This is a genomic window from Methylobacterium sp. UNC300MFChir4.1, assembly GCF_900110155.1.
Lineage (GTDB): Bacteria > Pseudomonadota > Alphaproteobacteria > Rhizobiales > Beijerinckiaceae > Methylobacterium.
In genome coordinates this window covers 158,781-171,598 of sequence record NZ_FOCS01000005.1, presented here as the reverse complement: position 1 = coordinate 171,598, position 12,818 = coordinate 158,781, and the positions used below count along the sequence as shown (strand labels likewise).

The window sequence follows — 12,818 nt, the reverse complement described above, 5'->3', positions numbered from 1 at the left end:
CCGCCTCAGCCCCGGACGATCGACGGGGTCGCCCCGACGGTCGCCGCCCGCGGCTGGTGCCGGCCGATCCAGAAGACCAGGGCGCAGCCGACGCCGGTGAGCGCGCAGAGCGGCAGCAGGGCGACGGGGAAGCTGCCGGTCTGCTCGCGCAGCACGCCGATCAGCGAGGTGATCGCCCCGGTGCCGAGATGCGCCAGGGTGTTGATCGCCGCGATGCCGGCGGCCGTCTGGGCCGGCGGCAGCGTCTCCGTGGCGAGGGCGAAGAACGGGCCCTTGATCGCGTAGTTGCCGAGCAGGACCAGCGAGAGCAGGACCAGCGTCATCCAGAGCGAGCCCGTCAGCAGCGTCAGGGCGAAGCTCGCCGAGGTCAGCGCCAGCGGCAGGGCCGTGCCCCAGATCCGCTCGCCGCTGCGGTCCGCCCGCAGGCCCCAGACAATCATGAAGACCGAGGCGATGCCGAACGGGATCATGTTCAGCAGGCCGGTCTGCAGATTGCTGAGGCCGAACCCCTTGAGGATCTGCGGCATCCACAGCGACAGCGTGTTGCTGGTGGCCGAGCTGCCCGCGTAGATCACGGCGAGCAGCCAGACTTGCCGGCTCGCGAGCACCGCCCAGACCGCCGCGAGGCCGTGGGCGTGGTGCCCGGCGCTCGCCTCGGCGGCGCGCCGCTCGGTCTCCAGCCGGTCCGTCAGCCAGCCGCGCTCCGCCGGGCTCAGGAAGGTCGCCTCGGCCGGCCGGCTCGGCAGCAGTGCGAGGGCGGCGACGCCGAGCAGGACGGCCGGGACCGCCTCCATGATCAGCAGCCACTGCCAGCCGCGCAGGGACGCGGCGCCGTCGAGGGTGAGCAGCGCCGCCGAGAGCGGCGAGCCGAAGAAGCTGGAGAGGGGGATCGCGACCATGAACATCGCCACGATCCGCGCCCGGTAGGCCTTGGGGAACCAGTAGGTCAGGTACAGGATCACGCCGGGGAAGAACCCGGCCTCGGCCGCGCCGAGCAGGAAGCGGGCGGTGGCGAAGCTCAGCGGACCGGTGACGAAGGCCGAGCCGATGCCGACGAGCCCCCAGGTGATCATGATCCGCGCGATCCAGATCCGCGCGCCGACGCGCTCCATGGCGAGGTTGCTCGGCACCTCGAACAGGACGTAGGCCACGAAGAACAGGCCGCCGCCCAGGCCGAAGGCCGCGGCGGAGAGGCCGAGATCGTGGTTCATGGTCAGCGCCGCGAAGCCGACATTCACCCGGTCGACGTAGGCGATGAAGTAGCAGAGCACGAGGAAGGGGATCAGGCGCAGGCCGACCTTCCGCATCGTTCGGCTCTCGAAGGCGGCCGCGTCCGCCGCGTGTGGCGTGGTCGGTGTTGCCATGGTCCTGTCCTCGCTGGAATTCGGGCGGGCCCGCCTCGGCCTAGCGGTCGAAGCGGAAGAGTTCGGCGGGCGTCTCGGCGAGGACGATCCGGCGCTCGGCCGGGTCCGGCACCCAGGCGTCGAGGTCGCGCCGGGCCTCCGCCGGGCTGGCCTGGGTCTCGAACTGCGTGTGCGGCCAGTCGCTGCCCCAGAGCAGGCGCCGCGCCCCGAAGGCGCCGCACAGGCGCTCGGCGGCCTGCACCGCCGTCTGCCGGCCGGCCTCGCCGCTGCCGATGCGGTAGGCGCCCGAGAGCTTGACCCAGACGCGGCCGCCGCGGCCGAAGCCGAGCAGGTCGGCGAAGCCCGGATCGGCGATGCCGAGGGCGGGGTCGATCCGGCCGAAATGGTCGACCACCACGGGGACGCCCGCCGCGACCAGCGGCGGCAGCAGCCGCGCGAGGCGCCGCGCCTCGGCCTGGACCTCGATCTGCCAGCCGAGATCCGCGACGCGCGCGAGGTGGGCGCGCCAGACCGGGCCGGCGAAATCCGGGTCCGGCCGGCCGATCAGGTTGAGGCGCAGGCCGACGACGCCCTGCCCGGCGAGGTCGCGCAGGGTCGCGGTCTCGGCCTCCGGGGCCAGCACGGCGATGCCGCGCAGCCGCTCCGGCGCGGAGCGCAGGGCCGAGACCATGTAGCCGTTGTCGGTGCCGAGGAAGCTCGGCTGGATCAGCACGCCGCGGGCCATGCCGTTCCGGTCCAGCATGGCGCGGTAATCGGCGATGCTCGCGTCGTAGTCGGGGGCGTAGCGCCGGTCGCCCGTGAGGGTGAGGGAGCGGGTGAAGACGTGGGCGTGGGTGTCCACCGCCGCGACGCCGTCGTCGGCGGTCCCGGCCGCGCGGCCGCGGGCGGGAAGCGCGAGCGTGACGCCGCCCGCGAGCAGGGTGCGGCAGAAGTGGCGCCGGTTCATCGGATCATCTCACGGTCTGGGGGATCAGCGCGCCGCCGGGCTGCCGATCCGGCAGGAGCGCGACGGCGAGGAGGACGAGCCCGTAGGCGCCGAGGGCCGACAGGCCGATCGCCGGGCCGAGGCCGCAGATCTCGCTGAGCAGGCCGACGCCGAGGGGCAGCAGGCCGGAGGCGAGGCGGCCGGCGTTGTAGCAGAAGCCCATCCCGGTCCCGCGCAGCCCGTCCGGGAAGAGTTCGCTGAACAGCGCCGCGAGACTCGCGGGGATTCCGGCCGTGCAGAAGCCGAGGGGCGCCCCGAGGAGGAGCAGGCCCGTGCCGCCGACCGGCAGCAGCAGGTACAGGACGACCAGCGCCATGCAGCCGGCGGCGTAGAGCGCCACGGTCCGGCGGCGGCCGAGCCGGTCCACGAGGCCGCCGGCGACGAGGCATCCCAGACCGAAGGCCGCGATGATGATGGCGAGGTAGAGCCCGGTCCCGAGGACCGAGGCGCCGCGCTCGACGCTCAGGTAGGTGGGCAGCCAGGTGAACAGGGCGTGGAAGCCCCCGTGGGCGCCGAGGCCGAGCAGCGTCGCGAGCACCGTGATCCGGCGCAGGCCGGGCGCGAAGATCGCGAGCCCTCCGGCCCGTGACGGCGCCGGCCCTGCCACGGATCGGACCGGCTCGGGGACGGAGCGGCGGAGGTAGAGCAGGAGGAGTGCCGGCGCGAGGCCGCAGGCGAACAGGGCTCGCCAGGCCGTCTCCTGATCCAGCACCGAGAACGCCGCCGTGGACAGGAGCACGGCCGCGCCCCAGCCGAGCGCCCAGCCGCCCTGGACGGCGCCCAGCGCCCGGCCGCGGTGCTCGGGCCGGATCGCCTCCGCCATCAGCGCGGCGCCGGCCGCCCACTCGGCGCCGAAGCCGATCCCCTGCAGCGCCTTCAGGGTCAGCAGCTGGGCGAAGCTCTGCGCGAAGGCCGCCAGGAAGGTCGCGACCGCGAACCACAGCACCGTGATCTGGAGGGCCCGGACGCGGCCGATCCGGTCCGCCGCGAGGCCGCCGAGCCAGCCGCCGATCGCCGCCGCGACGAGCGTGACCGCGCCGATCAGGCCGGCCTCCGAGCGGCTCAGGCCGAAGCTCGCGACCAGCGCGGGAATGGCGAGGCTGAACATCTGCACGTCCAGGGCGTCGAGCGACCACCCGCCCAGACAGGCCCAGAAGGTGCGACGCTCGGCCGGACCGACCTCTCGGTACCAGCGGAACACGGGCTTTCCTCCGTCCTCCGAGGAGGACTAGTCATTTATATGAATAGATGAGCACGCGTGGGTCGGCACGTCAAGGCGCCGGCCTTTCAGCGGATGTCGACGTGATACCGGAAGTCCCGGGCGGCGCCGCGCGTCACCCGCCACTCGATCGGGCGGGCATCGAAGCCGTAGGCGAGGCGCTCGATGACGACGACCGGATCCCCGTCGGCGATCGCGAGGTGCCCCGCGTCGGTCGCGTCGGCGATGCCGACGGTCAGGGTCTCCTCGGCGCGGGCGACGATCTCCCCGCAGAGGCGCTCGTAGGCGGGGTAGAGGAGGTCGCCGATCTCCGTCAGCGGGGCTTCGAGGAGCGGCGCGAACCGCGCGGCCGGCAGCCAGATCGTCTCGGACAGGATCGGGCGGCCCTGGAGGTGGCGTGTCCGGATCAGCCGGATCGCGTCGCCGCGCGCGTCCAGGCCGAGGGCCTCGCGGACGGTCGCTGGGGCCGGACAGGCCTCGCGCGACAGGATCCGGCCCTCCGGCACGGCCTGCGTGCCGTCCGGGCCGAGATGCCGGAAGAACCGGAACAGGGACCGGTCGAAGCGCGGCCGCCGAACGAAGGTGCCGCGGCCCTGCTGCCGCTCGACGAGGCCGTCGGCGACGAGGACGTCGATCGCCTTGCGCACGGTGCCGATGGCGACGCGGTGGGTCGCCGCCAGTTCCGCCTCCGTGGGGATCGGTTCGCCCGACCGCCAGACGTTGCGGGCGATCTGGAAGGCGATCTCGTCCCGCAGGCGCTGGTAGAGCGGCAAGCGGAGATCGGGCTGGGGTGCGGTCACGACGGTCATGTGTATGACTGTATGACTATCGCCGGCAGGCGCCAATGGGCGACGGAGTGGTGCCGGCGCGCGCCGATCCCGTGGTCCACAGCGTCGCAGTACAGGACCCATTCGCCGGGCCGCGGGTTTCCGCCGAGATTTCCCGGGATCATGGTCCAGCGAGGCGCGGATGGTCGAATATCGTACGTCTCGAGAGACCCGTCAGGGTCGGCGCGGCAGGCCGGTTCTTATCGTGCTCCTCGTCAGTGTGGGGTTGATGGTCGCCGCCCTGGCCGGCCTGATGATCTGGCAGGGTGAGACCGCGCCGCCCGACTACGCCAGCCAGAGTCAGGCCGCCGCCCGCAAGGTCGTCACCGGCTCCGAGAGCGGATCAATCAGCGCCCCGCCGGCCGGGACGCGATCCACGCCCTGACCGACGTCGACCGGCGCCGGCCGTCTCGATCGGTCCGCGCGGGGACAGGACCTCCCCCCGCGAGACGACCATCATGACGGTCGGCCCACAGCTCCAAGACGAAGGGCAATGCCCGGGCGCGGGCCGTTGTCGACGTCGAGTCGATGCCGGCGCTCCGCGACGGCGGCGACAGGGCAGATCGCGACAACGTCATCGCGGTCTCTGCGGGAGCCTCCACCGCAAGCCCGGCAAGACTTCGACGCCCCGCGCTTGATCCAGCCGGAGACCGCCTCATTTCGTCACGAGTCTCGAGCGCGACGGGAATCGCCTGAGGGTTCGGACCGCCTGCACCGCCCACCGCCTTCGACGTCCGGGCCCCGCGCGCCCGGCCGTCGCGCAACACCAAGGGGGACCACCCGATGAGCGAGACGATCGACAAGACGGACACGACGTCGTTTCACATGGCAGGCCAGTGTCCGTTCGGCGGCGACCGGATCGGCGGCGCCCACGGCAACCGGCCGACGCTGGAGAACTGGTATCCCCATCGCCTGCGGGTGGAAGTGCTCCACCAGAACGGGCTGGCGGCCGATCCCCTGGGCCCGGATTTCGACTACGCGGCCGAGTTCGCCAAGATCGACTTCGACGCGCTCAAGCGCGACATCAAGCAGTTCCTGACCTCGTCGGTGGAGTGGTGGCCGTCCGACTACGGCAATTACGGCCCGCAGATGATCCGCATGGCCTGGCACTCGGCCGGCACCTACCGGATCGCCGACGGGCGCGGCGGCGCCGGCACCGGCATGCAGCGCTTCGCCCCGATCTCGAGCTGGTGGGACAACGGCAACACCGACAAGTCGCGGCGCCTCCTGCAGCCGATCAAGCACAAGTACGGCAACGCCCTGTCGTGGGCCGACCTCATGGTGCTCACCGGCAACTGCGCCCTCGAGATCATGGGCCTGCCGACCTACGGCTTCGCCGCCGGCCGCCTCGACGCCTGGGAGGCGGACGACGCGACCTACTGGGGACCGGAGGTCGTCGAGATGGGCTCGGTCTCGAGCTTCGACGACATGGTCAACCGCGACAAGCGCTGGCGGGGCAAGAACGGCGACGCCGATTACGACCTCGAGAACCCGCTGGCCGCCTCGCACCAGGCGCTGATCTACGTGAACCCGGAGGGCCCCTACGCCAGCGGCGATCCGCTGGCCTCCGCGCGCGACATCCGGATCACCTTCACCCGCATGGCGATGAACGACGAGGAGACCGTGGCGCTGATCGCGGGCGGCCACGCCTTCGGCAAGAGCCACGGCATGGTGCCGGCCAAGGAGATCGGGCCGCCGCCCGAGATGGCGCCGATGGAGGCGATGGGGCTGGGCTGGCACAACCCGAAGGGCACCGGCTCCGGCAAGGACACGATGACCAACGGCATCGAGGGCAGCTGGACCCCGGATCCGACGAAGTGGGACAACGCCTACCTGGAGAACCTCTTCAAGTTCGAGTGGGAGCAGACCAAGAGTCCGGCGGGCGCCCTGCAGTGGACGCCGAAGGATCCCGCCGCGCCGAAGACGCCGGACGCCCACGTCGCGGGGCAGATGCACCCGCTGATGATGATGACGTCCGACATCGCCCTGAAGGTCGATCCCGACTACCGCAAGGTCTGCGAGAAGTTCCTCAACGACTTCGACGCCTTCACCCAGGCCTTCTCCAAGGCGTGGTACAAGCTCACCCACCGCGACATGGGTCCGAAGCACCGCTACCTCGGCCCGGAAGTCGTGATCGAGGACGGGCTCCTGTGGCAGGACCCGCTGCCCGAGCGCGACTACGCCCTCGTCGGCGAGGCGGAGATCGCCGCGCTGAAACAGGCGATCTCCGGCACGGGCCTGTCGGTCTCGGATCTCGCCTTCACGGCCTTCTCGGCGGCCTCGACCTACCGCGACAGCGACAAGCGCGGCGGGGCCAACGGCGGCCGCCTCGCCCTCGCGCCGCAGAAGGACTGGGCCGTCAACCGGCGGGCCGCGCCCGTGGTCGAGGCCCTGCGCGGCGTGATGGCGACCTTCAACGGCGGCCGCAGCGACGGCAAGAAGATCTCGCTGGCGGACCTGATCGTGCTGGGCGGCTGCGTCGCCGTGGAGAAGGCGGCCCGCGATGCCGGGGTCGAGACGCCGGTCCCGTTCACGCCGGGCCGGGTGGACACGACCCAGGCGCTCACCGACCTCGAGATGTTCGAGTGGCTGAAGCCGGTGGTGGACGGGTTCCGCAACTACGTCGACGACGGCTTCGGGCAGATGACGCGCAGCGTCTCGCCGGAGGAGATGTTCCTCGACAAGGCGAACCTGCTGACGCTGACGGCCCCGGAATGGACCGTCCTGACCGGCGGCCTGCGCGCGCTCAACGCCAACCACGACGGGTCGAGCCGGGGCGTCCTGACCGACCGGGTCGGGGCGCTGACGACCGACTTCTTCCGCAACCTGACCGACGTCGATCTGGTCTGGGAGAAGGCGGATGCGGAGGGGATGACCTTCGCGCTCAAGGACCGCGCGAGCGGGCAGACGAAGTTCGAGGCGACCCGCAGCGACCTCGTCTTCGGCTCGAACGCGCAGCTCCGGTCCATCGCCGACGCCTACGCGGGCAGCGACGGCCAGCGGCGCTTCGTGGCGGACTTCGTCAAGGCCTGGGACAAGGTCATGATGCTCGACCGCTTCGACGTGAAGGGTCACCGGCGTTACGGGCCGATGGCGGCCTGACGCCCGCCATCGGGATCGCCCGCGCCTCCGGCGCGGGCGATCTCTCAGGGTGCGCGCCGCGTCACGGCCTGAGGCTGTGCGCCCCCAGCGCGGCCCAGTAGGCGGCGCCGACCGGCAGGGCCTCGTCGTTGAAATCGTAGCCCGGATTGTGGAGCGGCAGGCTCTTGCGCGTCCCGTCGGTCCCGATCCACGCGTAGGCGCCGGGGCAGGCCTCCAGCATGTAGGCGAAATCCTCCGACGCCATGGAGGGGCCGACCTCGCCCCGGCGCGCGGTGATGTCCGGGACGGCCCCGGCCGCCTCCAGGGCGGTGCCGACGGCGTCGGCGGTGTTGACGGTGGCGGGGTAGCCGAACCGGTAGTCCACCTCCGCGCGGGCGCCGTGCGTGGCGGCCGTCCCGCCCGCGATCGCCTCGACGAGTTCGGCCACGCGCTTGCGCACGGCCTCGTCCAGGCAGCGGACCGTGCCGCGGATGACCGCGCGCTCGGGGATGACGTTGTAGGCGTCGCCGCCGTGAATCTGCGTGACGCTGAGCACGACCGGGTCCGTGGGGGCGATCCGGCGGCTCACGATGGTCTGCAGGGCCAGGACGATCTCAGAGGCGACCACCAGCGTGTCGGTGCCGCGCTCCGGCATGGCCGCGTGGGTACCGAACCCGGTGACCGCGATCTCGAACGTGTCGAGGGAGGCCATGATGGCGCCGACCCGGGTCGCGAAGGTCCCCAGCGGCAAACCCGGCCAGTTGTGCAGGCCGTAGACGGAATCGCACGGGAACAGCCGGAACAGGCCGTCCTCGACCATGGCGCGCCCGCCGCCCTCGCACTCCTCCGCCGGCTGGAAGATGAAGTGGACCGTCCCGGACAGGTCGGTGCGCGACGCGAGGTGCCGGGCCGCGCCGAGCAGCATCGCCACGTGGCCGTCATGGCCGCAGGCATGCATCACGCCGGGCGTCCGGGAGGCGTGAGCAGCGCCCGTCGCCTCCTGGATCGGCAGGGCGTCCATGTCGGCGCGCAGGCCGATGGTCGGACCGTCGCCCCGGCTCAGGGTCCCGACCACGCCGGTGCGCCCGAGCCCGGTCTTCACCGACAGGCCGCAGGCGGCCAGTTCCCGGGCGACGAGATCCGCCGTGCGGATCTCCTGGAAGGCCAGCTCGGGATGGGCGTGCAGGTCGCGCCGCCACGCGACCATCCGCTCCACGGTCTCCGCCTCGATGCGCATGCGATCTCTCTCAGATTCGGGAGGCTGCCGGAGCGCCTCGATCCCCCGCCCGGACCCTACGCCGATCGGCGCGGCGGTTCACCCCAGCGGCGGGTGCATGAAGAACTGCGCGATGAGGGCCGCGCCGAGGAAGGTCCCGGCATTGGCCATGAACGAGACCACGACGATCCGCCAGCCGAGGCGGCGGAAGGCGGGCACGTCCTTGGCGACCGAGAGCCCCGCGAAGGTCAGGATCGGCGTGGCCAGCGCCAGGAAGTTGAGCTTGCCGGTCAGGGCGGCGATCTCGGCGGCGTAGGGCGTCCCGGGATAGGTCAGCGCCATGCCGATGATCGACACCCAGAGGACGGCGGGCAGGCGCCGGCCGAGGAGCAGGTAGAGGCCCCAGCCGGCGAGCACGGTGCCGATGATGATCGCCATCCCGGCCACGACGCTCGCGTCGGGGACGATTCCGTAGGTCAGCCAGTTGCCGATGAGCCCGTAGGCGCCGATCAGGATCCAGGCGAGCACGGTCTCGCCGAGGCCGATCCGCACCTCCCCGTGGGCCGGCTGATGGGCGGGCGCCTGCGGGTCGGCGGCCGCCGGGCGGGCGGCGTCCGGCCGGTTGCGGCCGAGGATCGGCTCCAGCTTGCCGTAGGCCCAGATCGTGAAGGGCAGCGACAGGAACAGGGTGAAGTACGTGCCGATCGTGGTGGTCACGAGGTTGCTGGCCGCCGCGAAGGTGGCGACGTCCTTGGCGACCTCGGGCGTCTGCTGGGCCGCGATCGCCCCCGAGGCCGCGGCCATCATGCTGCCGGAGCCGACCCCAGCCCCCATCGCCAGCGCCAGCGGGTTGAAGATGCCGAGGCTGGTGATCAGCCCGGCCAGCAGGGCGATGAACACCGCGCCGAACACCGTGCCGGTCAGGTACTCGGCCAGCACGCCGCGCCCCTCCGGCGAGTCCATGCCGTAGCGCTCGCCGATGATGGCGAGGCTGGGCTCGCGGCCGACCGAGAAGGTTGCGCCGATCGCCTCGCGCTTGATGCCGAGCAGGAGCGCCACCGGCAGGCCGAACACCATCGTGCCGAAGAAGTGGCCGAATTCCTGGAAGGCCAGGGCCCAGCCCGAGGCGAGGATCTTCGGCAGCGAACCGCCCACGAGCAGGCCGAGCTTGGCGATGAAGATCAGGAGCGCCGGCTGCAGGTAGGCGCCGGCCGCGTTCTGCAGGGCGCCCGACAGCCGCAGCGGCGCGGGCAGGCGCGGGCTCATCAGCCCCAGCGCGCCGCCCAGCAGCAGGGCCCAGAGCAGCGGGAGCAGCACGATCTTGCCGGCGCCCACCGGGATGCTGACGTTGCCGATCGCCTCCGCGATGACGACGATGACGAGGGCGAGCAGGAACAGCGTCAGCTTACCCCCGCCCGAGACGGGCGGCACGGCCGGCCGCGTGTTCGTCGCAAACAGTTCCCCCGCCATCGTCATCCTCCTTGGCCCCCCTTGGGGGCACCCGTTGCTGTGCGTGCCGATCTTGATCGCCGGCTTGTCGGTAGATCGCTGCGCGGACGCCGCCGCGGGGCGTGCCCGAGCCGGATGGAGCGCGGGTCCCCTCTCTCGTGCGGGAGAGGGGAGACCGTCGCGCTGTCGGAACCCGCGTCGCTCGCTGCTCAGTCTGTCGCGACGCGATCGGGCACAGCGCTAGCCCACGTAGCCGAAGGTGACGGCCGGCGCTGCGGCGGTCTCGACCCAGACGCTCTTGGTCTGGGTGTAGGCCATCAGCGCCTCGCGGCCGGAGGAGCGGCCGAAGCCCGAGCGGCCGAAGCCGCCGAACGGCGAGGCCACGTTGATGGTCTTGTAGCCGTTCACCCAGACGGTGCCGGCCCGAAGCGCCGCCGCGACCCGGTGGCCGCGCCCGCCGTCGCGGGTCCAGACCGCGCCGGCGAGGCCGTAGGGCGTGCCGTTGGCCAGCGCGATCGCCTCGTCCTCGCCGTCGAACGGCAGGACCGCCAGGACCGGGCCGAACACCTCCTCCCGGGCGATCGCCGCGTCCGGCGCGACGCCGTCCACGATGGTCGGGCCGTAGTAGAAGCCGCCCGTGTCGCGCAGGGACGCGGGGCAGGCCCCGCCGGTCGCGATCGTGGCGCCCGCCCCCGCGGCGGCCTCGACCATGTCGGCGATCTTGTCCCGCTGGCGCCGGTTGTTGATCGGGCCGATCTGCGTCTCCGGGTCGGTCGGCGCGCCCACGGGGATGCGCGCGGCGGCGCGGGACAGGCGCTCGACGAAGGACGCGTGGATCGAGCGGTGCACGAGGAGCCGGGAGCCCGCCACGCAGCTCTGGCCGGCGCCGCCGAAGATCGCGGCCTGCGCGCCGATCAGCGCCCGGTCGAGGTCGGCGTCGGCGAACACGATGTTGGCCGACTTGCCGCCGAGCTCCAGCACGCTCGGCACGATGGCGCGGGCCGCCGCGGCGGCGATCTGCGCGCCCGCCTCGGCCGAGCCGACGAACACGACGAGCCGCGTCTCGGGATGGGCCACCGCAGCGGCGCCGGTGGTCGGGCCGGCGCCCGCCAGCACCGAGACGAGGCCGCGGGGCATCCCCTCGGCGCGGTCGCAGAGCACGCCCAGCGCCAGCGAGGTCAGGGGCGTCAGCTCAGAGGGCTTCAGCACCACGGCGTTGCCGGCGCAGATCGCCGGCGCGATCTGCCAGCCCGCGGTGAAGATCGGCGCGTTCCAGGGCGTGATCTGCACGACGGTGCCGAAGGGCTCGTGGCGGGTGTAGTTCAGGTGCGAGGTCGGGACCGGGATGACGTCGCCGTGCAGCTTGTCGCACCAGCCGGCGTAGTACTCGAACATCTCGGCGACCTTGGCGACCTCGCCGCGGGTGTCGCGGATCGGCTTGCCGGCCGAGAGGGTCTCCAGCTCGGCGAGCGCGCCGGCATGCTGCCGGACCAGGGCGGCGACCGCCCACATCGCGCGGCCGCGGGCGGCAGCGGTCATCCCCCACCACGCGCGCTGGGCGTCGCTTGCCGCCGCCATGGCGGCCTCGACGACCGACGGGCCGGCATCGGCGAAGGTCGCGAGCACGCCGCCGTCGGCGGGGTTGGTGAGATCGAGGGCGGCGCCGGTCCCGGCGAGGATCTCGCCGGCCACGACGCTGCCGATGCGGCCGCCCGGCAGCAGGTCGGCCAGGAGGGCGGCGACCCGGTCGGCGGCGGGCGAGTGCGGCGTGCCGGACATCAGTGGGCTCCCTTGGGATCGCGGTAATCGGCCATGCGGGTGAAGTCGGCCGTGTCGGGGATGGCGGGTTGCGTCGCCTGCCAGATCCGCTTCACCTCGGCGGAGAGCGGCAGGTCGATCCCGCATTCGGCGGCGAGTTCGAGGGCGAGGCGCACGTCCTTGCGCATCAGGCCGGCCGAGAAGCCGCTGTCGAAGGTGCCGGACTGGACCCAGCGCGGGACCATGACCTCGCTGATCGCGCTGCGGCCGGTGGCGGTGTTGACGACCTTGACGGCCTCCTCGGCCGTGAGGCCCGCCGCCTCGGACAGGCGCAGGGCCTCGCCGGTGGTCACCAGATGGGCCGCCACCAGCAGGTTGTTGACGAGCTTGACGATGTTGCCGGCGCCCGACGGCCCGACATGCGGCGCGCGGGCCGACATGGCCTCCAGGACCGGGCGGGCCAGCTCGTAATCCGCCGCGGCCCCGCCGATCATCATGGTCAGGGTGCCCTCGGCGGCGCCGGACGGGCCGCCGCTCACCGGGGCGTCGAGGAGCGCGTGACCGGCCGCGGCGAGGCGCTCGGCGAGGCGGCGGGTCGTGCCGGGATCCGAGGTCGAGGTGTCGATCACCACCACCTTCCGGTCGGTCCGGGACAGGAGCCCGCCCTCCGCGGTGACCACCGAGTCCACGTCCCGCGCCAGCGGCAGCGAGAACACCAGGGCGTCGGCCCGGCCGAGCACGTCGTTGAGGGCGTCGAGGACTGTCACGCCGGCCGCCTCGGCGGCGGGGCGCCGGGCCGGACTGAGGTCGTAGCCCAGGACCGCGAAGCCCTTGCGGGCCAGGGTCGCGGCCATGCCCAGACCCATGTTGCCGAGCCCGACGACGCCTACCGTTGCGATGGTCATGCCGATCCGTCCTC

Annotated in this window: 10 protein-coding genes; 2 read left to right on the top strand and 8 right to left on the bottom strand. The window is 72.7% G+C overall.

Going from position 1 to position 12,818, the window contains the following annotated elements:
- Nucleotides 1-5 precede the first annotated feature (5 nt).
- The 4 genes from BMY19_RS09690 to BMY19_RS09675 all read right to left on the bottom strand — a co-directional run bounded on the left by BMY19_RS09690 (nt 6) and on the right by BMY19_RS09675 (nt 4,377).
- A complete protein-coding gene (locus tag BMY19_RS09690; RefSeq protein ID WP_100251557.1) occupies nt 6-1,364 on the bottom strand; it encodes an MFS transporter in 1,359 nt (452 codons plus the stop codon).
- A gap of 40 nt (nt 1,365-1,404) precedes the next feature.
- On the bottom strand, nt 1,405-2,310 hold the full coding sequence (locus BMY19_RS09685; protein ID WP_100251556.1) for an amidohydrolase family protein: 906 nt from the start codon (nt 2,308-2,310) through the stop codon (nt 1,405-1,407).
- Between the two features lie 4 nt (nt 2,311-2,314).
- Nucleotides 2,315-3,550 carry an MFS transporter gene (locus BMY19_RS09680; RefSeq protein WP_020091050.1) on the bottom strand — a complete coding sequence of 412 codons (1,236 nt, stop codon included), beginning with the start codon at nt 3,548-3,550 and terminating at the stop codon, nt 2,315-2,317.
- Nucleotides 3,551-3,636: 86 nt separating this feature from the next.
- The gene (locus tag BMY19_RS09675; RefSeq protein ID WP_100251555.1) at nt 3,637-4,377 is read right to left on the bottom strand and encodes a GntR family transcriptional regulator; all 741 of its coding nucleotides are present in this window, start codon (nt 4,375-4,377) and stop codon (nt 3,637-3,639) included.
- A 223-nt stretch (nt 4,378-4,600) separates the two neighbouring features.
- Here BMY19_RS09675 and BMY19_RS09670 point away from each other — a divergent pair, with 223 nt between their 5' ends.
- A complete protein-coding gene (locus BMY19_RS09670) occupies nt 4,601-4,780 on the top strand; it encodes a hypothetical protein (RefSeq protein WP_234081819.1) in 180 nt (59 codons plus the stop codon).
- 398 nt (nt 4,781-5,178) lie between these two features.
- Entirely contained in the window at nt 5,179-7,497 is a 2,319-nt protein-coding gene (gene katG, locus BMY19_RS09665; RefSeq protein ID WP_100251554.1) for a catalase/peroxidase HPI, read from the top strand.
- 61 nt (nt 7,498-7,558) lie between these two features.
- Here the strand turns inward: katG and BMY19_RS09660 are convergent, their stop codons facing one another.
- From BMY19_RS09660 to BMY19_RS09645, 4 genes are all read right to left on the bottom strand, one after another.
- Nucleotides 7,559-8,713 (bottom strand): M20 aminoacylase family protein, encoded by a 1,155-nt coding sequence (locus tag BMY19_RS09660; RefSeq protein WP_100251553.1) that lies wholly within the window; start codon nt 8,711-8,713, stop codon nt 7,559-7,561.
- Nucleotides 8,714-8,791: 78 nt separating this feature from the next.
- Nucleotides 8,792-10,162 carry a DUF3100 domain-containing protein gene (locus tag BMY19_RS09655; protein WP_244534874.1) on the bottom strand — a complete coding sequence of 457 codons (1,371 nt, stop codon included), beginning with the start codon at nt 10,160-10,162 and terminating at the stop codon, nt 8,792-8,794.
- Between the two features lie 219 nt (nt 10,163-10,381).
- A complete protein-coding gene (locus tag BMY19_RS09650) occupies nt 10,382-11,920 on the bottom strand; it encodes an aldehyde dehydrogenase family protein (protein ID WP_100251551.1) in 1,539 nt (512 codons plus the stop codon).
- Entirely contained in the window at nt 11,920-12,804 is an 885-nt protein-coding gene (locus tag BMY19_RS09645; RefSeq protein WP_100251550.1) for an NAD(P)-dependent oxidoreductase, read from the bottom strand. The genes BMY19_RS09650 and BMY19_RS09645 overlap by 1 nt, the downstream gene beginning before the upstream one ends.
- Between the last annotated feature and the right edge of the window lie 14 nt (nt 12,805-12,818).

Bases quoted from the DNA above. Each gene is read 5' to 3' on its own strand.
- BMY19_RS09690 (WP_100251557.1), bottom strand. From the start codon at position 1,364: ATGGCAACACCGACCACGCCACACGCGGCGGACGCGGCCGCCTTCGAG.
- BMY19_RS09685 (WP_100251556.1), bottom strand. From the start codon at position 2,310: ATGAACCGGCGCCACTTCTGCCGCACCCTGCTCGCGGGCGGCGTCACG.
- BMY19_RS09675 (WP_100251555.1), bottom strand. From the start codon at position 4,377: ATGACCGTCGTGACCGCACCCCAGCCCGATCTCCGCTTGCCGCTCTAC.
- katG (WP_100251554.1), top strand. From the start codon at position 5,179: ATGAGCGAGACGATCGACAAGACGGACACGACGTCGTTTCACATGGCA.
- BMY19_RS09660 (WP_100251553.1), bottom strand. From the start codon at position 8,713: ATGCGCATCGAGGCGGAGACCGTGGAGCGGATGGTCGCGTGGCGGCGC.
- BMY19_RS09655 (WP_244534874.1), bottom strand. From the start codon at position 10,162: ATGGCGGGGGAACTGTTTGCGACGAACACGCGGCCGGCCGTGCCGCCC.
- BMY19_RS09650 (WP_100251551.1), bottom strand. From the start codon at position 11,920: ATGTCCGGCACGCCGCACTCGCCCGCCGCCGACCGGGTCGCCGCCCTC.
- BMY19_RS09645 (WP_100251550.1), bottom strand. From the start codon at position 12,804: ATGACCATCGCAACGGTAGGCGTCGTCGGGCTCGGCAACATGGGTCTG.